This is a genomic window from Pseudomonas sp. JUb42 (assembly GCF_024807945.1).
Classification (GTDB): Bacteria; Pseudomonadota; Gammaproteobacteria; order Pseudomonadales; family Pseudomonadaceae; genus Aquipseudomonas.
Map to the genome: position 1 here is coordinate 128,290 of NZ_JANUFD010000004.1, position 20,659 is coordinate 148,948.

The 20,659-nt window shown below is 59.4% G+C and carries 21 protein-coding genes and 1 tRNA gene; 13 read left to right on the plus strand and 9 right to left on the minus strand.

The genetic code is table 11. From position 1 onward, the window contains the following. Positions 1–13: 13 nt before the first annotated feature. From M2401_RS09495 to M2401_RS09510, 4 genes are all read left to right on the plus strand, one after another. Entirely contained in the window at positions 14–1,306 is a 1,293-nt protein-coding gene (locus M2401_RS09495) for a urate hydroxylase PuuD (RefSeq protein WP_259102689.1), read from the plus strand. A 478-nt stretch (positions 1,307–1,784) separates the two neighbouring features. Then, complete coding sequence (locus tag M2401_RS09500) at positions 1,785–2,570, plus strand: outer membrane protein OmpK (RefSeq protein ID WP_259101980.1); 786 nt, start codon at positions 1,785–1,787, stop codon at positions 2,568–2,570. Between the two features lie 201 nt (positions 2,571–2,771). Continuing rightward, positions 2,772–3,452, plus strand: a complete 681-nt coding sequence (locus M2401_RS09505) for a histidine phosphatase family protein (protein WP_259101983.1) — start codon at positions 2,772–2,774, stop codon at positions 3,450–3,452. A gap of 33 nt (positions 3,453–3,485) precedes the next feature. Beyond that, complete coding sequence (locus M2401_RS09510; protein WP_259101986.1) at positions 3,486–4,277, plus strand: phosphatase PAP2 family protein; 792 nt, start codon at positions 3,486–3,488, stop codon at positions 4,275–4,277. Here M2401_RS09510 and M2401_RS09515 read toward each other — a convergent pair. Further along, on the minus strand, positions 4,264–5,559 hold the full coding sequence (locus M2401_RS09515) for a dicarboxylate/amino acid:cation symporter (RefSeq protein ID WP_259101987.1): 1,296 nt from the start codon (positions 5,557–5,559) through the stop codon (positions 4,264–4,266). The two genes, M2401_RS09510 and M2401_RS09515, sit on opposite strands and share 14 nt — an antisense overlap. Before the next feature lie 121 nt (positions 5,560–5,680). Beyond that, positions 5,681–6,556, minus strand: coding sequence for an alpha/beta fold hydrolase (locus tag M2401_RS09520; protein ID WP_259101990.1), 876 nt, complete (start codon positions 6,554–6,556; stop codon positions 5,681–5,683). Positions 6,557–6,754: 198 nt separating this feature from the next. Between M2401_RS09520 and M2401_RS09525 the strand changes: the two genes are divergently transcribed. Both M2401_RS09525 and M2401_RS09530 read left to right on the plus strand, forming a co-directional pair. Continuing rightward, the gene (locus M2401_RS09525) at positions 6,755–7,195 is read left to right on the plus strand and encodes a carboxymuconolactone decarboxylase family protein (RefSeq protein ID WP_259101992.1); all 441 of its coding nucleotides are present in this window, start codon (positions 6,755–6,757) and stop codon (positions 7,193–7,195) included. A gap of 104 nt (positions 7,196–7,299) precedes the next feature. Continuing rightward, a complete protein-coding gene (locus M2401_RS09530; protein ID WP_259101995.1) occupies positions 7,300–8,136 on the plus strand; it encodes a PhzF family phenazine biosynthesis protein in 837 nt (278 codons plus the stop codon). Between the two features lie 108 nt (positions 8,137–8,244). Here M2401_RS09530 and M2401_RS09535 read toward each other — a convergent pair whose 3' ends face one another. Further along, the gene (locus tag M2401_RS09535) at positions 8,245–9,396 is read right to left on the minus strand and encodes an MFS transporter (RefSeq protein ID WP_259101997.1); all 1,152 of its coding nucleotides are present in this window, start codon (positions 9,394–9,396) and stop codon (positions 8,245–8,247) included. A 217-nt stretch (positions 9,397–9,613) separates the two neighbouring features. Beyond that, positions 9,614–10,255: an HD domain-containing protein gene (locus M2401_RS09540; protein WP_259101999.1), complete on the minus strand. Its 642-nt coding sequence runs from the start codon at positions 10,253–10,255 to the stop codon at positions 9,614–9,616. 194 nt (positions 10,256–10,449) lie between these two features. Here M2401_RS09540 and rarD point away from each other — a divergent pair, with 194 nt between their 5' ends. Further along, positions 10,450–11,325, plus strand: coding sequence for an EamA family transporter RarD (gene rarD, locus M2401_RS09545; RefSeq protein ID WP_259102001.1), 876 nt, complete (start codon positions 10,450–10,452; stop codon positions 11,323–11,325). A gap of 152 nt (positions 11,326–11,477) precedes the next feature. On the opposite strand, the gene zapE is transcribed toward rarD, so the two are convergent. Then, the gene (zapE, locus tag M2401_RS09550) at positions 11,478–12,593 is read right to left on the minus strand and encodes a cell division protein ZapE (RefSeq protein ID WP_259102004.1); all 1,116 of its coding nucleotides are present in this window, start codon (positions 12,591–12,593) and stop codon (positions 11,478–11,480) included. A gap of 219 nt (positions 12,594–12,812) precedes the next feature. On the opposite strand from zapE, the gene M2401_RS09555 reads away from it, so the two are divergent. Next, positions 12,813–14,255 carry a SulP family inorganic anion transporter gene (locus M2401_RS09555; RefSeq protein WP_259102005.1) on the plus strand — a complete coding sequence of 481 codons (1,443 nt, stop codon included), beginning with the start codon at positions 12,813–12,815 and terminating at the stop codon, positions 14,253–14,255. Here M2401_RS09555 and M2401_RS09560 read toward each other — a convergent pair whose 3' ends face one another. Next, positions 14,256–14,813, minus strand: coding sequence for a cysteine hydrolase family protein (locus M2401_RS09560; RefSeq protein WP_259102008.1), 558 nt, complete (start codon positions 14,811–14,813; stop codon positions 14,256–14,258). Positions 14,814–14,838: 25 nt separating this feature from the next. Further along, the gene (locus tag M2401_RS09565) at positions 14,839–15,762 is read right to left on the minus strand and encodes a LysR family transcriptional regulator (protein WP_259102011.1); all 924 of its coding nucleotides are present in this window, start codon (positions 15,760–15,762) and stop codon (positions 14,839–14,841) included. 119 nt (positions 15,763–15,881) lie between these two features. Here M2401_RS09565 and M2401_RS09570 point away from each other — a divergent pair, with 119 nt between their 5' ends. From M2401_RS09570 to M2401_RS09585, 4 genes are all read left to right on the plus strand, one after another. Next, positions 15,882–16,631, plus strand: a complete 750-nt coding sequence (locus tag M2401_RS09570; RefSeq protein WP_259102013.1) for a 3-oxoacyl-ACP reductase family protein — start codon at positions 15,882–15,884, stop codon at positions 16,629–16,631. Positions 16,632–16,784: 153 nt separating this feature from the next. Then, positions 16,785–16,874, plus strand: a tRNA-Ser gene (locus M2401_RS09575). Between the two features lie 214 nt (positions 16,875–17,088). Next, positions 17,089–17,310 carry a PLDc N-terminal domain-containing protein gene (locus tag M2401_RS09580; RefSeq protein ID WP_259102016.1) on the plus strand — a complete coding sequence of 74 codons (222 nt, stop codon included), beginning with the start codon at positions 17,089–17,091 and terminating at the stop codon, positions 17,308–17,310. A gap of 161 nt (positions 17,311–17,471) precedes the next feature. Beyond that, positions 17,472–17,852 (plus strand): hypothetical protein, encoded by a 381-nt coding sequence (locus tag M2401_RS09585; RefSeq protein ID WP_259102019.1) that lies wholly within the window; start codon positions 17,472–17,474, stop codon positions 17,850–17,852. A gap of 61 nt (positions 17,853–17,913) precedes the next feature. On the opposite strand, the gene M2401_RS09590 is transcribed toward M2401_RS09585, so the two are convergent. After that, the gene (locus M2401_RS09590; protein WP_259102021.1) at positions 17,914–19,041 is read right to left on the minus strand and encodes an acyltransferase; all 1,128 of its coding nucleotides are present in this window, start codon (positions 19,039–19,041) and stop codon (positions 17,914–17,916) included. A 390-nt stretch (positions 19,042–19,431) separates the two neighbouring features. Here M2401_RS09590 and M2401_RS09595 point away from each other — a divergent pair, with 390 nt between their 5' ends. Continuing rightward, on the plus strand, positions 19,432–20,010 hold the full coding sequence (locus M2401_RS09595) for a DUF4337 domain-containing protein (RefSeq protein WP_259102024.1): 579 nt from the start codon (positions 19,432–19,434) through the stop codon (positions 20,008–20,010). Positions 20,011–20,122: 112 nt separating this feature from the next. Here M2401_RS09595 and M2401_RS09600 read toward each other — a convergent pair whose 3' ends face one another. After that, positions 20,123–20,335, minus strand: coding sequence for a DUF3077 domain-containing protein (locus M2401_RS09600; RefSeq protein WP_259102027.1), 213 nt, complete (start codon positions 20,333–20,335; stop codon positions 20,123–20,125). Positions 20,336–20,659: the final 324 nt, after the last annotated feature.

Below are 20,659 nucleotides of genomic sequence, written 5' to 3' on the forward strand. Positions count from 1 at the left end.
AACGGTAATGACTGTGCAAGCACATCTGATGGAATGGCTGAACCTGAGCGTGCGCTGGGTTCATATGATCGTGGGCGTGGCCTGGATCGGCGCCTCGTTCTATTTCGTCTGGCTGGAGAACAACCTCAACCGGGTCAACCCGCGTGACGGCCTGTCCGGAGACCTCTGGGCAATCCACGGTGGCGGCATCTACCACCTGGAAAAATACAAACTGGCACCACCAACCATGCCGGAGAACCTGCACTGGTTCAAATGGGAGGCCTACTCCACCTGGCTGTCCGGGGTGGCGCTGCTCTGCGTAGTCTTCTACGCCAACCCGACCCTTTACCTGCTCGCCCCCGGCAGCAGCCTGACCGGCGCCGAAGGCGTGCATATCGGCCTGGGCTCGCTGATCGTCGGCTGGTTCGTCTACAGCTTTCTGTGCGACTCAGCCCTGGGCAAGCGCCCGGCCCTGCTCGGCCTGATCCTGTTCATCCTGCTGGTGGCCGCTGCCTACGGCTACAGCCAGATCTTCAGCGGCCGTGGCGCGTACCTGCATGTCGGCGCGGTGATCGGCACCATCATGGTCGGCAACGTGTTCCGCATCATCATGCCCGCCCAGCGCGCCCTGGTCGCGGCCATCGCCGAGAACCGCACGCCGGACCCGGCACTTCCGGCCAAGGGCCTGCTGCGTTCGCGGCACAACAACTACTTCACCCTGCCAGTGCTGTTCATCATGATCAGCAACCACTTTCCGAGCACCTACGGCAGCCCTTACAACTGGCTGATCCTCGCAGGTATCGCGGTACTGGCGGTGCTGGTCCGGCATTACTTCAACACCCGCCACAACAGCCACAAGTTCGCCTGGACCCTGCCCGTGGCCGCATTGGGCATGCTTTGCCTGGCCTATGTCACCGGCCCGGTGCCACTGCCTTCGGCTACTGCGCCAGGCCCGGCGAAGATCGACTATCAGCCACTGCCGGCCACGGCCATCGGCGGCCATCGGGCTGATGAAGTGAAACCGGCAGCGGCGCCCGAACCCGAAGTCGTAGCCAAGGTGCCCGAGGTGGACTTCGAGAAGATCCATCAGATGATCCAGCAACGCTGCGCCGTCTGCCATTCGGCCAAACCGACCAGCTCGCTGTTCAGCAGTGCCCCGGCCGGAATCATATTCGACACCCCACAGCAGATCCAGCTACTGGCGCCACGCATCCAGGCCCAGGCCGTGACCGCGCAAATCATGCCCTTGGGCAACATCACCCAGATGACTCAGCAGGAACGGGACATGCTCGGGGCGTGGATCGATGCCGGGGCGAAGATCAATTAACACCTGCCTGGATTAATGCAAACTCTGTGGGATCGGCTTTAGCCGGGAAGACATTAGAGCAGGCGATAGACATTTATCGATCTTGCCTGCGCCTTCCCGGCTAAAGCCGGTCCCACAACAGTATTCGGCGCTTGATATCCCCGCCCCATCTTCTCCCGCTGCGCCCCATCCAGGCGCACTTGAACCACCCCGGCCCACTCAGTATCCTGCGCGCCCCCTGCCCGCCAGGGGTAGAAATCTTCCTGACCGGTCAGACCATTAATAAATCCCGGAAACTTCAGCCGGAATAACCCTGAAAACTGCGAAACCGACTGATTTCTCCTCAGCCGAATGCTTTTTTTCGTCTTTTTTCAGGCGATTGGCGCAGCTCTTGCTATCACCTTAAAGCTGACCAATCAGACAGTATTTATAACCGGGAAAAGACGCCAAAACAGAGCGTTAGCCCTCAACGAAAACTTTGACCCAAGGGAGCAAATCGATGAACCGTATTCTTTCCAGCGCGATTCTGGCCACCAGTCTGTTGGCCGCCGGGCCAACCATGGCAGAGGACTTGCTGCAATGGCAGAGCAACAGCCTGACCTACCTGAACGGCAAGGACTTCGCCGTTAACCCGGAAATCCAGCAGACCTTCACCTTCGAACACGCCGACAGCTGGAAGTACGGCGATAACTTCCTGTTCATCGACAAGATCTTCTACAACGGCAAGCGCGACCCTGGCGTCGGCACCAACACCTACTACGGCGAGTTCTCCCCGCGCCTGTCCATGGGCAAGATCTTCGGCCAGAAATTCCAGTTCGGCCCGATCACCGACGTGCTACTGGCCGCGACCTATGAGTTCGGCGAAGGCGATGTCGAGTCTTATCTGATCGGCCCCGGCTTCGACCTCAACGTCCCAGGTTTCGACTACTTCCAGCTCAACTTCTACAAGCGCTACACCGAAGGCCCGCGTGCCGGTGACAACGCCTGGCAGATCACGCCTGTGTGGTCCTACACCATCCCCGTAGGCAAGTCCGATGTGCTGATCGACGGCTTCATGGATTGGGTGGTGGACAACGACGTCAACTCCCATGGCAGCTACCACTCCAACCTGCACTTCAACCCACAGATCAAATACGACCTGGGCAAAGCGCTGAACTACCCGGAGAAAAAGCTCTACGTCGGCATCGAGTATGATTACTGGAGCAACAAGTACGGCATTGAAAACAGCCGTAACTTCGACACCAATCAAAATACCGCGAGCTTGTTGGTGAAAGTGTTCTTCTAATACTTCCAACCGCACAGTTTCAAGACAAAAACATTACAGAAGCAGGATTTACTACCCTGCCACTGTCAATTACGCGGGCACCCTGTGCCCGCTGTTACAGTTGTGAAAAGCTTTTCACATCCCTTTCACCGGACATTGACTTGTCGCCTCATAAACTCCGGCCCAGAGCGTTAATCCCCCTCTTGCCGGAACTGTTTGACCATGGAAACATTTCTCAGCCGAATCGTATTGAACGGGCGCAGCGGCTTCAGCACCCTGCGGCCTTATCGAAACATCCTTTTCATCGTATTCGGCCTGATCATCACGGCAGCCTTGAGCGCCTATGCCTTTTCCCCCGCCTCTGCTCCGGACCTCGCCCAGCGCAACAATTTCCAGAAAGCCGACATCAATGGCCTCTGGGGTCGTGGCGAACTGGTGGTGCTGATGCGCCATGTCGAACGCTGTGATCACTCCACCAACCCTTGCATGGGCGACCCCGCAGGCATTACCCGCAAGGGCCAGAACATGGCCATCGAACTGAACAAGTCGATGAGGACCCTGGGCCTGAACAACACCGATATTTTCAGTAGCCCGCTGCTGCGTACCACCCAGACCTCGCATTTTGTCTTCGATCGCACAGTCGCCAATCAGGACTGGCTGATCAATTGCCGCAAGACCATGCTTCAAGACGTCGTGGCACATAAGGTCGGTCAACGTAATCTGATCCTGGTCACCCACAGTGAATGTATCGACCAACTGGAAAAGTCCCTGAATATTCCCCGAACCATGATGAATTACGGTGCATCGCTGATCGTTTCCATCGACCCCAACAGCCATAAGCCAAAGATTATCGGATTTATGGATGCGCCAGGCTGGAAAACCGTTCTGGCAAAAACGCCTTGAATACAATCTGTTTTATCGCTGGAGTTTCATGACTTGAACCGGTTTGACGCGCGCTTCTATCTGATCAAGTTCGGTACGCCGCTGTTATTGGCGTTGCTGGTCTTCGTCCTGTTCGATCTGGCCGGGCTTGATATAACGATCAGCAATTGGCTTTATAATCCGCTCGATCACACATTCCCTTTTGAACATAACCGTTTGTTCGAAAACATCACTCACCGTTGGGCACGCATCATTCCCAACTGGGTCGGCGAACTGGCAATCGTCGGTGCGATGCTGTCGCTGATTCCGCTGGTCCTAAAGCCTGAGCGCGCCCCGGCAAGAATCGCCGGGCCGCTGCAATGGCTCACTCGCTACCGTTTGGACTTCTTCTTCGTAGTCGTGGCCTTCGCCATCGCCACCGGCGTGATCCACTACCTGAAAAGCCACACCAGCATCTATTGCCCGGTGGAAACCACCCTGTACGGCGGCGACATGCCGCGTCAGGAATGGTACGAAAACTTCAATCTGCTACATGAAGCCGGCGCAGGCCGTTGCTGGCCGGGCGGTCATGCGTCCGGCGGTTTCACCCTGGTGGCGCTGTATTTCGTTGCGCTGCGTTATCGCTGGCGCCATGCCAGTACTCTATTCTGGGCCTCGATGATCCTCGGCTGCATTTATGGCACCACGAGAGTCGTACAGGGCTGGCATTTCATGTCCCACACTTTCTGGGCCGGGATCTTTGTCTGGTTGTCGACGTTGCTTACCGCCATGGCCTTTTATGGCCACACCTTGCGCGGGCGTTCGCCTGAAACCAAAGCTGCCAAGCCAGCACTCAACCCTGCTTGACGACTTCCACCGCCGCCTTGCGCCCACAACGCAAGGCGATCGGTGCCATCTTCTCTCGGTCCAGTTGACCTTCCCAGGAAGCCACCACCAAGGCTGCGACGGCGTTGCCGATGATATTGGTCAGTGAGCGGCATTCGGCCATGAAGCGATCCACCCCCAGGATCAGCACCATTGCCGCCACCGGCACTGTTGGCACCACCGCCAGGCTCGCCGCCAATGCAACGAAACCGGCGCCCACCACTGCTCCCGCGCCTTTTGAGGTCAGCATGGCCACGGCCAACAGCGTCAGTTGCTGCTCCAGACTCAGGTCGATATTGGTCGCCTGAGCCAGGAATAGCACCGCCAGAGTCATGTAGATATTGGTGCCGTCCAGATTGAAGGTGTAGCCGGTGGGCACGACGATACCGACCACGCCCTTGGAACAGCCCAGGCTTTCCAGTTTCTGCATCAGTTGCGGCAGTGCCGACTCCGATGAACTGGTGCCCAGCACGATCATCAGTTCGGATTTGATGTAACCCATCAGGCGGAAAATGCTGAAGCCGGTGTAGCGCGCAATGCTGCCCAGTACACAGGCCACGAACAGGAAAGCCGTCAGGTAGAAAGTGCCGATCAACTTGAGCAAGGGCAGCAGCGACGCCAGGCCGTATTTACCCACGGTAAAGGCAATGGCACCGAAAGCGCCGATGGGTGCGACGCGGCTGATCATGCCGACGATACGGAAGAACACTTCGCTGGCCTGACCGACCACCGCTACCAGCGGCCGGCCCTTCTCGCCGACCATGACCAGAGCGATGCCGAACATCACCGATACCAGCAGCACCGGCAGGATCTCACCCTTGGCGAAGGCATCGAAGAAGGTCGCCGGAATGGCGTGCAACAGAAAGCCCGAGACCCCTTCGCCATGGGCCGCATCGCTGACGAAACCGGCAATGGCCTTGGCGTCAAGGGTATTGACGTCGACATTGAAGCCCGCCCCCGGATGCAGCGCATGGGCCGCCAGCAGCCCGAGCACCAGGGCAATCGAGGACACCACTTCGAAATACAGCAGCGCCTTGCCGCCGACCCGGCCGACCTGCTTGACGTCGTGCATGCTGGTGATGCCGCCGACCACGGTACAGAAAATGATCGGGCCGATGATCATCTTGATCAGCTTGATGAAGCCATCACCCAGCGGTTTGAGATCGATGCCGATGGCCGGCCAGTAGTTTCCGATCAGCACGCCCAGAATAATCGCGACGATTACCTGGAAGTACAAAGTGCCCAGCAGTTTTCGAATTGTCATTTTTATTATCTCGGGTGTGTGGGCTGCAAAAGCAGCAGGCAAAGCTCTGCCGTCGCGCATGATCGGGCTCATGCGCGCGGGCTTTTTTGAAGGCATCAGGTCATACGGTGGCGGGCTTTCATCAGCTCAGGAACGGCAACACATGGCTCAACAATTCCTCGGGGACTTCTTCGGCCAGGTAATGGCCACCGGACAGGGCCCGGCCGCGGACATTACTGGCGATCTGCTGCCATTCCTTGAGCGGATCGAAGCAGCGGCCGACGATACCCTGGGCGCCCCAGAGCACCATCAGCGGCATAGGCAGGTGATGCCCGGCGTCGATATCGATACGGTCGTGCTCAAGGTCGATGCTGGCCGCAGCGCGATAATCCTCGCAGACACCCCGCGCCGCACCCGGCAGGCTCAGGCAGCGCACGTATTCACTGAACGCCTCGTCGGTGAACGGTGACAGCCCGGCGCTGCGGCTGCCCATGACGCTGCGCAGGTATTGTTCGGGATTGCCTTCGATCAGGCTTTCCGGCAGCGGCGCCGGGCGGATCAGGAAGAACCAGTGCCAGTAGGCTCGGGCAAAGGCTTCGTCGGTCTGGCTGTACATGGCCAGGGTCGGGGCGATATCCAGCAGGACCATGCGCGTCACTTGCTGCGGATGATCCAGGGCCAGACGATGGGCGACCCGGGCGCCACGGTCGTGGGCCAGGACCGAGAAGGTCTCGAAACCCAGGGAGCGCATCAGTTCCACACCGTCACGGCCCATCTCGCGCTTGGAGTAATTGGCGTGGGCCTCATCGGCCTCAGGCTTGCTGCTGTCGCCGTAACCGCGCAGGTCAGCGGCGACCACGGTGAAATGCTCCGCCAGTTGCGCGGCAACCTTGTGCCAGATCACGTGGGTCTGCGGGTGACCATGCAGCAACAACAGGCCCGGCCCCGAGCCGCCCATGCGATAGGCGATATCGACGCCATTGACGTGACGCTGGTCTTTCTGGAATCCGGCGAACATGGAAATGACTCCCTTGGAATTGTCACTACATGCTAGTTCGCTGGGGTTTCCCCACAAGGCGCAAAACGTGGCGGCCCCGTTCATGAAGTGTGTTGTGAATTGGTCTGCCTGAAAGGCAGGAAATTGGCTATCCAATTCATGGCAACCAAAGACTAAGGTAGCGCCATCGAAACTCACTGCCTTACGGAGCACCTCCCCATGAACAAACGTCTCGCCTGGGCCTCTGCCGCACCGCAAGCCTACAAAGCCATGGCCGCACTGGAAGCCGCCCTCGGCCAGACCGGCCTGGAAAACTCGCTGCTGGAACTGGTGCGCCTGCGCGCTTCCCAGCTCAATGGCTGCGCCTACTGCGTGAATATGCACGCCAACGATGCGCGCAAGGCCGGCGAAACCGAAGCACGCCTGCAAACCTTGAGCGTCTGGAAAGAGACCACTTTCTTCACCCCGCGTGAACAAGCCGCCCTGGCCTGGACCGAAAGCATGACCTTGCTAACCCATCACCAACCGCATCAGGCCGAGTATGAAAACCTGCTGGAGCATTTCAGCGAAGCCGAAGTGGTCAACCTGACCCTGGCCATCGCCACCATCAATGCCTGGAACCGTTTCGGCGTCGGCTTCGCCATGTCGCCGACCGCTTGAGTGGATCAGCCGGCTGAATGCCATGCATCAGAACTTTTGCTTGGAACAACCACGCCGATCCGCGCAAGATTGGCGTTCATTTTCCCGCATAAGGTTTTGTAAGCATGACAAGCGGCGTTCTAAAACTGGCAGCGTTTTCCGATGGCGATCAAGGCGGTAATCCGGCGGGTGTCTGGATTGGCGACAGCCTGCCGCAAGCCATCGATATGCAACGCATCGCCGCCGAGGTTGGCTACTCGGAAACCGCCTTCGCCATGCCCATCGAAGGCGGCTGGCGCGTGCGCTACTTTGCGCCAGAAGCCGAAGTGCCGTTCTGCGGCCATGCCACCATCGCCCTCGGCGCGGCACTGGCCGGTCTGCACGGGGATGGCAAATACCAACTGACCTTGAACAACGCGCAGATCAGCGTCGAAGGCTATGCCCAGGGCGAGTTGATCAGCGCCGCCCTGCAATCGCCGCCCACCTTCAGCAAACCGCTCGACCCGCTGGCTCTGGAAAAAGCTCTGGCGCTGTTCGGTTACAGTCATGCCGACCTCGACCCGGCCATCCCGCCCGCGCTGATCAATGGTGGCATTCAGCACCTGGTCATCGCCCTCAACAGTCGGGAAAAGCTCAAGGCCATGCACTACGAGCAACAGGCCGGGCAACAGCTGATGACCGCCGAGAACTGGGGCACTGTGCTGCTGATCTTTGCCGAGAGCCCGCAGCGTTTCCACAGCCGCAACCCGTTTGCCTACGGCGGCGTCTACGAAGACCCGGCCACCGGCGCAGCCACCGCCGCCTTTGCCGGCTACCTGCGTGATCTGGGCTGGCCCCATGGCGGCGTGATCGATATCGTCCAGGGCGAAGACATGGGCAGCCGCTCGCTGCTACGGGCAGAGATCAAGGATGAGCCGGGCAGCTCGATCCGGGTGTCGGGGATGGCGCGTAAGCTGATGTGACAGGCACGGTTAAGGCAATACTGTGGGAACGGGTTGTGGGAGCGAGTCTGGTGGGAGCGAATTCGCTCCCACGGTTCGCCAGCCCACAGCATCCGCCCACATCTCGGCTCAGGTTTTCAGGATTCGTCCGCTCGCCGCAACACCAAGCAGCATCACGGCAATCACCATAAACGCCAGTTCCAGGTTGCTGACATGGGCGACAAAGCCTATCGCCGCCGGGCCCACCAGAATGCCGCCGTAACCCAGGGTGCTGATGGCCGGGACCGCGACATTTTCCGGCATGCTTGTCTGCCGCCCCACCGCGCTGTAACACACCGGCACGATATTCGAGCAACCGGCGCCGACCAGGGCGTAACCGAGTAAGGTCGCCTCCCAGCTCGGAACCAGCGTACCCAGCGCCAGGCCCGCCGCCGCACACAGCCCGCCGAAAATGATCACTCGATTGGCCCCGATTCGCTGCACGATCCAGTCGCCGGACAGGCGCCCAAGGGTCATGGTCAGGGCAAACACTGCATAGCCCAACCCGGCATACGCCGTCTCCACACCGCGCAAGGACGTGAGGAATACCGCGCTCCAGTCCAGCATCGCGCCCTCGGTGAGGAACACGGTAAAGCACAGCAGACCAATGAACAGCACCACCCCATGAGGAATGGCAAAAGCCGGGCCGCCGCGTTCGCTGCCGTAGGTCAACAGGTGCGGCCAGGCCTTGAGCAAGGCGATCAGCAGACCCGCCGCGACCACCAGCATGGCGATCAATGGCGACGCACCGAGGGCAAGCACCGCACTCACGCCCGCTGCGCCCGCGATCCCGCCAAGGCTGAACAGGCCATGGAAGCCCGACATCATGGTCTTGCCACTGGCCCGCTCGACGATGATCGCCTGGATATTGATCGTGCAATCCAGTGCGCCAAGGCTGGCGCCGAACACAAACAGCGTGGCAATGAACACAGGAAGGCTGGAAACCACCGCCAACAAGGGCAGACACAAACAGATCAACAGGCTGGAAACCGTCAGCACACGACGGCAGCCAAAACGCGCCGCCAGCGCTCCGGCCAGGGGCATGGCAATGATCGAGCCCAGGCCCAGACTCAATAGCAGCAAGCCCAGCGTGCCATCATCCAGACCGACCCGCTCCTTGGCATAAGGCACCAGCGGTGCCCAGGCAGCAACACCAAAACCGGCAATGAAAAACGCAACCCGCGTGGAAAACTGCTCCGCCCGCCCCGGCAGGACGGGAGCGGGGGTACTGATGGAGGTCATGCCGAATCCTTCGCAAACGCCGGGCGGTTCCATCCGGCAGATGCGTAAGCCTAACATTCCTGGTGAGGAAAATTGGAGGGAGGCCTGCTCCAACAGCACCACACAAATTTGTTGGAGCCGGGCTTGCCCGCGAAGGCATCGGTACATCTGACAAATGCTTCATCGCCTGGAATACCGCCTTCGCGGGAAAGCCTCGCTGCTACAGAGATGTGTGGAATCAGGATATCCAGGGCGACTTGCGGATGATCTCGACGAAGTTCAGCGGCTTGAAGCCCGGCACCGCGTCGACCAGCACATCCGCGTTAACCGTGCCGAACGTGGTATCGGGCTTGTCCTTGAAGCCATTGGCGAAGGCACACAGGATGCATTCCTTGAAGCCATCACCACGCGGGTGAGCATGCACCACGGCTTCACGCTGCATGGTGGGGAACGCCGCGTAGTCGATACCCAGCACGTCCATTTCCACACCGGCGGTGACCAGTGCCACATTCGGCCGCAGATGCTCGGGCACGCCCGGCGTGGTGTGCAGGGCGATGGACAACCAGACCTGTTCCATATCCGCATCGGTCAGACCGAATGGCTTCATGAACTTCACCGCCGCGTTGGCGCTGTCGACTTCGAAGCGATCTTTCTCACTGCGATGAGCCTCAACCAGGCCCAGGTCATGGAACATCGCACCCACGTAAAGCTGCTCGGCGTCGTACTTGAGACCCTTGCGCTCACCGCTCAGGGCACCCCAGAGAAACACCCGGCGCGAGTGATGGAACAGCAGGTCGTCTTCCTGCTCGCGGATGTACTCGGTGGTAGCCCGGGCCAGTGCGCTGTCAGGGATTTTGATACCGGCGATGGAAGTGCTCATGAAGGCTGTCCTGTAGGAAGTCGCGCCGTCTTGACGCGTTGGATATAGTTTCGGGGCTGGCCCGACACCGCTCAATCGGCGCGGTATATCGTTCCCTGCCAAACGTAGGTCGTTTCCTGCCAGCCCTTTTGTGGTGCGCTTCGGATAGACTGGCCCTCGTTCAGTCATCCAATAAAAAGATAAACGAGGCCGCTGTGTACAAAGGGATTGTCTTGTCGGTTTCGGCGTCCTGCCTGTTTGCCGTGATGTACTACTACACCTCCTTGCTCAAACCGCTCAGCGGCGAAGAAATCTTCGGCTGGCGCATGCTCCTGACCGCCCCCTGCGCGACCCTGTTCCTGCTGCTCAGCGGTGAATGGCATCTGGTACGCAGCCTGCTCTCCCGCATCCGCCGCGAGCCATTGCTATGGATCGGCCTGCCATTGTGCTCGGCGTTGATGGGCGTGCAACTGTGGCTGTTCATGTGGGCGCCGTTGCACGGGCGCAGCCTGGAGGTGTCCCTCGGTTATTTCCTGCTGCCGTTGAGCATGATTCTTACCGGCCGTGTTGTGTACGGCGAACATCTGTCGCGCCTGCAAAAAATCGCGGCTGCCTGTGCGCTGGTCGGGGTCGGCAACGAGTTGCTGCGCCTGGGCAGTTTCTCCTGGGAGACCCTGCTGGTCTGCCTGGGCTACCCGTTCTATTTCATTCTGCGCCGCCGGCTCAAGGTCGATAACCTCGGTGGCCTGTGGTGCGACATGGCCCTGCTGCTGCCCGCCAGCCTGTGGTTCATCGTCCATGGCAACCCCGGTGCGCTGCGCGAGTTTCCCGCGTTGTACGGCCTGATTCCGTTACTGGGGTTGATCAGCGCCTCGGCCCTGATCAGCTACATCCTCGCCAGTCGCCTGCTGGCATTCAGCCTGTTCGGCCTGCTCAGCTATGTGGAGCCGGTGCTGCTGGTGGGGGTCGCGCTGTTGCTGGGGGAAAGCATTGGCCGTGATGAATGGATGACTTATCTGCCGATCTGGCTGGCCGTGCTGGTGCTGATGGGTGAAGGCTGCAAACATCTGTTGGCGCAAAGGCGCCGTTGACACGCCTGGATAAGACTACGAACCCGTAGGAGCCGGCTTGCTGGCGATCGAGTGCGAAGCGCTCGCAGAACGTCAGTGGCTGACCCGACGCTATCGCCAGCAAGCCGGCTCCCACGGGATTGCGTTTCAAGGCATAGGTTCGATGAAGGCAGTCAGTCGGTAAACCGCTCCAGCTGCATCTCCTGCAAACGGCTCAACGTGCGGCGAAAGGCGAACGACAGATAACCCTGGGTGTACAGCGCGTCCATGGGCTGTGCCGCTTCGATATAGAGGGGTACGCGGCGGTCGTAGCACTCGTCCACCAGGGCAATGAAACGGCGCACGCCATCGTCATGCGGCGATAGCTGAGGCAATTCGCGGTCCCCGGCCACCACTTGTTCCACTGCATCCTCGGTGCCACGGGCAATCCGCCCTTCGCGCTGGGGCGCGCTCAATGCCGGTACTTCGCCAAGCAGCACCGCCGAGAAACGGTCGCACAGCTCGATGAAATCCATGGCCGCCAAGGGCTGCTCGCACAGGTCGGCATAGCGACACCACAGAACCGTAGGCGTCTGGCGCACCACATTGATCGCCCGGCGACCCAGCATGACCGGCTCAGCAGACGCCGCCTGACCTGCACTCAAACGCTCGAATACACCCGTCAGGGCACTGGCCACACCGGCCTGACTCAGCCAGTAGCGCTGATGCAGTTGCCCCGGATGCAGGCGATGATCCTCGCCACCATCGACGCTGAGCACCTGCATATAGCGGTTGATCGCCGCAATGGCCGGAACGAAGCGCTCACGATTGTGGCCGTTGCTATACAACTGCTCGGGCGGCTGGTTGGAGGTCGAAACCAGCACCACGCCCTCTTCGAACATGGCCTGTAACAGGCCGCCGAGGATTACCGCATCGCCGATATCGGTGACGAATAACTCATCGAAACACAGCACCCGCACATCCCGCCCCAGCTCTTTAGCCAGCACCTGCAGTGGCTGGGCAGTGCCGACCAGATCGAACAGGCGCTTGTGCACCCAACGCATGAAGTGATGAAAGTGCTGGCGCCGGGCTGGCACGCTGAGGCTGTCGAAAAAGCGGTCCATCAGCCAGGTTTTACCACGCCCCACCGGCCCCCACAGGTACACACCCTTGGCCGGAACGCCGTTGCCCTGCAACGCCTGATAGCACGCCTCCAGTTGCTGCGCCGCCTGCAATTGCGCTGCATCAGGCTGAAAACCACGTTGTGCGACCGCCTGTTCGTAGGCTTGCAGGGGGGATACCGCGCTCATCAACCAATCACCGTCTGTCTGGGCAAGGGGTGCAAGCATATAGCAGATGGCCCGCGCGATGGCATGACCACCATCGGCAGCTCCTACGCAGAGGCATGGTCAATTGAGCAAATCGAATGGCAGGCAAATTGCTGTAGGATTGCCATCCCCGAAATAGCGACACATGGCGCTGCCATTCTCATTGGCCCCATTCCCCGCCCCAGGTTCAACAGGTAATTCATGACCGCCAAACGCCTATACACCGACGCCCTGGCCGGGCTCACCACCTCGTTCGCCCTTGTCCCTGAATGTATTGCCTTTGCCCTGGTGGCCCATCTCAACCCGCTGATGGGCCTATATGGCGCATTCATTATCTGCACCCTTACGGCACTGTTCGGTGGACGGCCGGGAATGGTTTCTGGTGCGGCGGGCTCAATGGCGGTGGTGATTGTCGCGCTGGTGGTGCAACACGGCGTGCAATACCTGCTGGCCACGGTGCTGCTGGGCGGCGTGGTGATGATGGCTTTTGGTCTGCTGAGACTGGGCAAGCTGGTGCGCATGGTGCCGCACTCGGTGATGCTCGGCTTCGTCAACGGCCTGGCCATCGTCATTGCCATGGCTCAGCTGGAGCACTTCAAGTCCGGTGACACCTGGCTCAGCGGCCCGTCGCTGTATCTGATGGTCGGCCTGGTGGCCCTGACCATGACCATCGTCTACCTGCTGCCGCGCCTGACCCGTAGCGTGCCGCCGGCTCTGGTAGCGATCCTCACCACCGGGCTGCTGGTCTACCTGTTGAAACTGCCGACCCATACCCTTGGCGACATGGCCCATATCGCCGGTGGCCTGCCAGCTTTTGCCGTGCCGGATATCCCCTGGAACCTCGATACCCTGCGCATCATCGCGCCCTACGCAATCCTCATGGCTCTGGTCGGCCTGCTGGAAACCCTGCTGACCCTCAACCTCACCGACGAAATCACCGAAAGCCGCGGGTATCCAGATCGCGAATGCGTCGCCCTGGGCGCGGCCAATATCGCTTCGGGCCTGTTCGGCGGCATGGGCGGCTGCGCCATGATCGGGCAGACCGCCGTCAACCTGGGTTCGGGTGGGCGCGGCCGGTTGTCGGGCGTCGTCGCGGGCGTGGCAATCCTGTTGTTCATACTGTTTCTCTCGCCGATGATCGAGAGCATCCCCCTCGCCGCCCTGGTCGGGGTGATGTTCGTGGTGTCACAGCAGACCTTTGCCTGGGCCTCGTTGCGTGTGATCAACAAGGTGCCGCTCAACGACGTCCTGGTGATCATTGCCGTGACCGTCATCACAGTCCTGACCGACCTGGCCACGGCAGTGTTCTACGGCATCATCATCGCCGCCCTGAATTTCGCCTGGCAGCACGCCCGACAGCTGTACTCGGACAGCCATGTGGAAAACGGCGAGAAGCTGTATCACGTCCACGGCACACTGTTTTTCGCCTCGACCACCGCCTTCCTCAATCAGTTTGACCCGGCCAACGACCCGGACCACGTCACCCTGGATTGCAGCCACCTGGCCTTCGTCGACTACTCCGCAATCGCCGCCCTGAATACTCTGCGCGAGCGCTACGCCAAGGCGGGCAAGCATGTGCGGATCATTCACCTGTCCGAGCGCTGCAAGAAGCTGCTCAAGCGCGCCCGGGCCCATCACGAATAATCAGTCAGCCGCCAGCAAGTCCCGGGTCGCCAGCACCGTTGCATATTCGCCATGCAGGTTGCCCAGGGACATGCCATGCACCTCTTCAGCCGTACGCGGCGTGCCAAAGAAGTCCGCGCCGTCGAAGGTGTAACAGGCGTCATGGGGCACGATCACCTCGAAGCCCAGATTGCCGCCACTGCGCGCCGTAGACTCCACCGAGTTATTGGTAATCACGCCGACGATCACCACCTGAGTGATCGCGTCATCGCGCAGCCATTGCTGCAAAACTCTGGCGCTGAACGCATCCGGCACCTGCTTGCGCAACTCCCGCTCGCCCGGCAACGGCATAAAAGCCGGTTGATACTCCACCCCCGACTGCTCGGGCCAGAACACCGAATCCGGCGAACGGGAAAAATGCCGCACATGAATCACCGGCCGCCCGGCCTGGCGCCATGCCTGCAACAGCGCCAGCATCTGGCTCTCTGCATCCGGATTGTTGCGCCGCCCCAACTTTGGGTGGTTCATGCCCTGTTGCATGTCGATGATGATCAGGGTGGTGTTGGAGTGCAGGTGCATGGGAGTGTCCCGAAGAGGTAAATGGTCAAATCGCACTGAATCGCTGAGCCAAACCCTGCTCGGCGAACTGCTCGATGATGAAGTCGACGAAGGCCCGGCTCTTGCCGGGCAGCAGTTTGTGCTCGCGGTAATAAAGCGAAATATTGCCATCATCGACATACCAGTCCGGCAGCACCCGTTGCAAGGCGCCGCTCTTCAGATAAGGCAAGGCGAACGGCATGCTCACCAGGGCGACGCCCAGGCCCTGTTCGGCGGCAGAGCAGGCGGCCTCGGAATCGCTCATGGTCATGCGTTGTTTCAGGCTCAGCGGGCTTTGCGTCTGTTGGCGACTGGTCAGCGGCCAATTGCGCACACGGCCAGTCTGGGGCGAACGGATCAGAATGCCATCGTGCCCGAACAAATCGTCCGGATGGCTGATCGGCGCATGACTGGCCAGGTAGCCGGTGGACGCCACCAACACCCGATGCGCCACCGCCAGCTTGCGCGCCACCACGCCTTGAGGCAGCTCGAAACCGCCGCCAATGGCAGCATCGAACCCTTGGGCAATCAAATCCACCTGACGGTTATCAAAATGCCAGTCCGGACTGATCGCCGGATAGCGCCGCAGGAACTCACCCAATAGCGGCAACACATACAGCCGCCCGAATATCGTGCCCATGCTGACCTTGAGCGTGCCTGCGGGCTGACCCTGGGCGCTGGCGATATTGGCCACGGCATTCTGGATGGTATGGAAGCTGGTACCGACCTCGGCCAGAAATCTTTGCCCCGCTTCAGTCAAGGTCAGGCTGCGGGTACTACGCTGGAACAGCCGCACGCCAAGTCCGGCCTCCAGGCGCGCGACACTTTTGCCCACTGCCGCTGGCGTCAGGCTCAAACGCCGTGCGGCCTCGGCAAAACTGCCTACCTCGGCGCTGCAAACGAAACACTCGATGCTGTTGAAGTGTTCCATGACGTCGCGATTCGATACTTTTGGTTTACACAGACTATCTCAATTACCGGCTACTCAGGAGTTAATCAGAGTTCGATACTGGCCCCCATCAACTCACCCCCCCACTACTGGAGAACACCATGACTTACGCACAAAACCTCACCGGCAAAACCGCACTGGTCCAGGGCGGCTCACGCGGCATCGGCGCCGCCATCGTCAAGCGCCTGGCCGCAGAAGGCGCAGCAGTCGCCTTTACCTACGTCAGCTCCGAAGCCAAGGCCAAGGAACTGCAGGACAGCATCACCGCTGCAGGCGGCAAGGCTCTGGCCATCCACGCCGACAGCGCCGATGAAAAAGCCATCCGCGCAGCGGTCACCAGCACCGTGCAAGCCTTTGGCGGCCTGGACATTCTGGTCAACAACGCTGGCGTACTGGCCGTCGGCCCGCTGGAAGACTTCAGCATGGAAGACTTCGACCGCACCCTGAACATCAACGTGCGCAGCGTCTTCATCGCCACCCAGGCCGCCGCACAGCATATGAAAGAAGGCGGCCGCGTCATCAACATCGGCAGCACCAACGCCGACCGCATGCCCTTCGCCGGTGGCGGCGTCTACGCCATGAGCAAATCGGCGCTGGTCGGCCTGACCAAAGGCCTGGCCCGCGACCTGGGCCCGCGCGGCATCACCATCAACAACGTTCAGCCCGGCCCGGTCGACACCGACATGAACCCGGCCAGCGGCGACTTCGCCGACTCGCTGATCCCGCTGATGGCCGTCGGTCGCTACGGCCACGTTGAAGAGGTCGCCAGCTTCGTCAGCTACCTGGCAGGCCCGGAAGCCGGTTACATCACCGGTGCCGGCCTGACCATCGACGGCGGCTTCGGCGCCTGATCCAAGGCAACCCCAGGCGTCCGGCAAGGCTTTTAGCCACTGCCGGACGCTTTTCTGCTTAACCGCATGAAAATTCTGAAAAAAAGTTTTGCGTTCGGGAAAGGTTTCAACTACATTAGCGCGCCTCGACACAGCAAGCCTGTGACGAGATACGGTGAAGTGTCCGAGTGGCTTAAGGAGCACGCCTGGAAAGTGTGTATACAAGAAATTGTATCGAGAGTTCGAATCTCTCCTTCACCGCCAAATTGAAACAACGCAAAGCCCCTGAGATTCCTAGCGAACTCAGGGGCTTTGTGGTTTTTGGCGTTTGGAAAAAAACTCCTTCTTGTCCCGTGCATACTGCCAAGACTCATTCAGTCGAGCGATGCAAATGCACCATCCATCGTCAGTTCGTGAATTTCTCTGAACCCTTCCCACTCCCGCCTACACTAATCCTGTAACCGTGCGGAGGTGACACATGAGAACTGAGTATTACTGGATAATGTTGGCTGTAGTCGTGGTGCTTGCTGATCTGTTTGCTGTTTTCAGTATTCGGCGCAGCGCCGCCAATGCTGAGAGCAAGGCATTTTGGCAGGTGATAATCATCTGGGTGCCAGTGTTGGGCGTGATGCTCTGGGCGATCATGGGGCCCAAGAACATTCCACACTCTCATCCGACTCACAGCGAACATCACTCCTGAGTCAGACAGAGGCTTTGTAGGAGCTGCCGAAGGCTGCGAACGGATCGCAGCCTCCGACAGCCCCTCCCTTTCATGCTCCGCAAGCGCTGCAACAGGCTTGCGGTTTCGTCGTGTCGCGAATGCGACAAAACGCTCGACCATGCTCATCCAAGGACTAAGTATTGAAACACCTGATATTCGCCCTCGCTTTCGCCCTGTCTCTGACAAGCACTGTTGCTTGGGCACAGGATCTATCCGAACAGGAAAAATCTGCCGCAAACGCCTTCAAGGTTTTCTGGGCATCGACCAACTGCGCAGACATGCGCAAGCTCAGCGACTGGCCCCAGCTCGTTGCAAAAATGCACAGCAACGATAAGGAACTGTGCGATAGCCTTGTCAGCCTGCATCAGTTCGTCCAGCAGGTGGATGTGACTGGGGTGCAGCTGCTACCCGGTGATAAAGCACGGGTGAGCGCAAACATCAGCATGCTCACGGGCACAAGCATTAAACAGCAGGACACCTTTACCCTGGTCGGCGGCAAATGGCTGCTCTCGGCACAATAAATCGCGCATAAAAAAGCCCTGAGCAGGTCAGGGCTTTTTCTTTACCGATAGTGCCTGCGCCTTACTTCAGCACTCCGGCCTGAGGCACGATCTGCACCGGCGTGCGCGAGCGACGCGCCAGGGCGTTGCCCATGCGGATCGCCGGCAGCTCGATGTACTTATAGGTCAGTGCCGACATCCCGATAGTCCCCAATAGCGCAACGGCCATATAAGCGCCGGTGTACCAGTGTTGAAGCCACTCGATATGGCAGTTCTGGATCACCCAGACCATGCTGTACATCACCACCGGGTGGAACAGGTACAGCGAATAACTGATCGCCCCCAACCAGGCCAGCCAGGCCCAGTTCAACTTGCACACCGTGGCCAGTGCCAGAAAGGTCACGATGCCAATGGCATAAGGGATAAAGAAGTGAATAACTTTGATATCCGGATCGACTTTCACCATGTAATAAGTGACCGCCACCCCGGCAAACATCGCCCACAGGCCGACGAATCCAAATACTGACAGTTTCGCCAGTACGGGCAGCGCCTGGCCGTCATACCACATGCGAAATAATGCGCCCCAGAACATGATGCTCAAGTGCAGCGATAACATCGTCAGCACCGGATCCGGCGTGTAGGGCAATGGATGGCCGACAAACGCCACCAATAGCGGCAACAACGTAAAGGTGCTGAAGGCAAAAATCAGCCCGATCAATACGGTTGGCGAACGCAATACACCCTGCACGAACAGCACCACGCACAAGACGTAGAACGCCAGCTCGGTCTGCAAAGTCCAGTACTGCCCCTGCACCGAAGGATGGCCCATGGCCTCCTGCAGCATGGTCAGGTTCCACAGGATCGACGACAGAGAGATGTCCTTGCCCCAGATATACCAAAAGGTAATCAGGCCAAAAGGAATGGAGAACCAGTAGACCGGATACAAGCGAAACAGGCGCTTGATCAGAAACTCGCGGCAGGACTCTCGTCGCTCGCCGCGCAAGCTGGACGGAATCACGAAACCGCTGACGGCGAAGAAAATCACCACGCCAATGCGGCCGACATCAATCAGCGCGGCAAAGTCATGAAGCCGGTCTTGAATAGACGGGGTCGCGATCAGCACAAACTGCTCGCTGGTGTGCATCCAGATCACCAACAGAGCGGCAATCGCCCGCAGGCTATCTATATGGGAAAAGCGCGTACTGCTCATAACATCATTCCTTGATCGTCCTGCCCGTCACCAACCCCGGTAACGTCCTGCATATCAACGGCGCTAACCGCTACAACGAGGCGAGACATGTCTTATCCATTGCCGCCCATCAGGGAACGGCGCTTTATTGTTTTTCTACGGGTTCTCACGGAAAAACCCGACAGTCTGTCGCCATGCCCAAACGCAAAAAAAGCCCGGCGGGCTTTTCCTACGTTACGGATGGCAGATTCAGCGCATTAAAGGGCAAATACGCTGACGCATTTGGCGTTTTTGCCATCCGTTCAGCTACTGTTCAGATACGGTATCAGAATCGATACATTACGATAGCACTTTGTATATGAAGCGCCATTACACTGCGTGCCCTCCCCCTTCGCCCAAAGATCCGCCCCCATGATTGAAGAGTTCGAAGTTCCCAGCCCTCACGAGCGCCATGTGGAACACGTTACCGAGCACGCCCACCGTCACGGCGACAGCTTCGCCAGCAAAATCGCGGTCATGACGGCCATCATGGCCACCCTCGGCGCCTTGCTCAGCTATCAGGCGGGCTCCAGCGAAAGCGAAGCGGCTATCGACAAGAACAACGCGGCCATCAAGAAAACCGAAGCGTCGAACCAGTGGAATTACTACCAGGCCAAATCCAGCCGCCAGAACCTGTCGGAACTGGCCATGCAGATCCCAGGCGTCGACAGCAAGCACTACGCCGCCGAAGCGCAGCGCTATAAGGCCGAGAAAGAAGAGGTCAAGAAAAAGGCCGACGAACTCGAAGCCCAGGCCAGCGAATGGGACGAGAAATCGGAAAAGGCCCTGCACCAGCACCACCGTTGGGCACAGGCGATGATGGCCATTCAGATTGCCATTTCAATGGCCGCCATCACGTTGCTGACGCGCAAGGAATGGCTGAAAAACCTCGCCTACACGGCGGCCGGTGGCAGTGTGGTGTTGGGTCTGTTGGCGTGGTTGCATATCTAGCGCAAGACCTGTGGGAGCCGCCTGGGTGGCGATCGAGTGCGAAGCGCTCGCAATAGCGTCAGTGACTGACCTGACGCCTCGCCAGCAAGCCGGCTCCCACGTTTACCAGGTCTCAGCAGGCACCGACGTGACGCAACGACAGGTCCAACTCTGCCCTCATTGCACCCAGCATATGCACAACAGCAAAGGGCAAATCACGCTCATCGCCCGCCCGCGCTTCGCCGCTTTCATAAGCGACGGCGGTGGTGCAACGCAGCATGTCGGAGATCGTGAGCAGGGATTTTTCGAGGGCAGCGAGGGATTCGGGTGTAAGTGTTTTGATCATGGTCTGTCTCGTTATTGATGAATGTTCAGCGCATCAAAAAAAATGCGCTCTGCAAAGCCGTTATCCGTAACAACATTTGCGTTTCATATTCCGAAAACAGGCTGCTAAACCCGATCACCAATACCTTAGCGACGGCGCATCCTAGAGTCTCGAAATGGCACGAGCAAGAGGCCAAACTCACTTCAGAAATTTCATTCAAGAGAAAGAGAAACGCCCTCCAGGAAGTACCATCAACCATCCTGTGGGAGCGAGCGGGCGGCGATCCGACTTGCCCGCAAAGAGGCAGGTACATCCGCTAAACTTTTCCGAGCCTGACGCATCGCC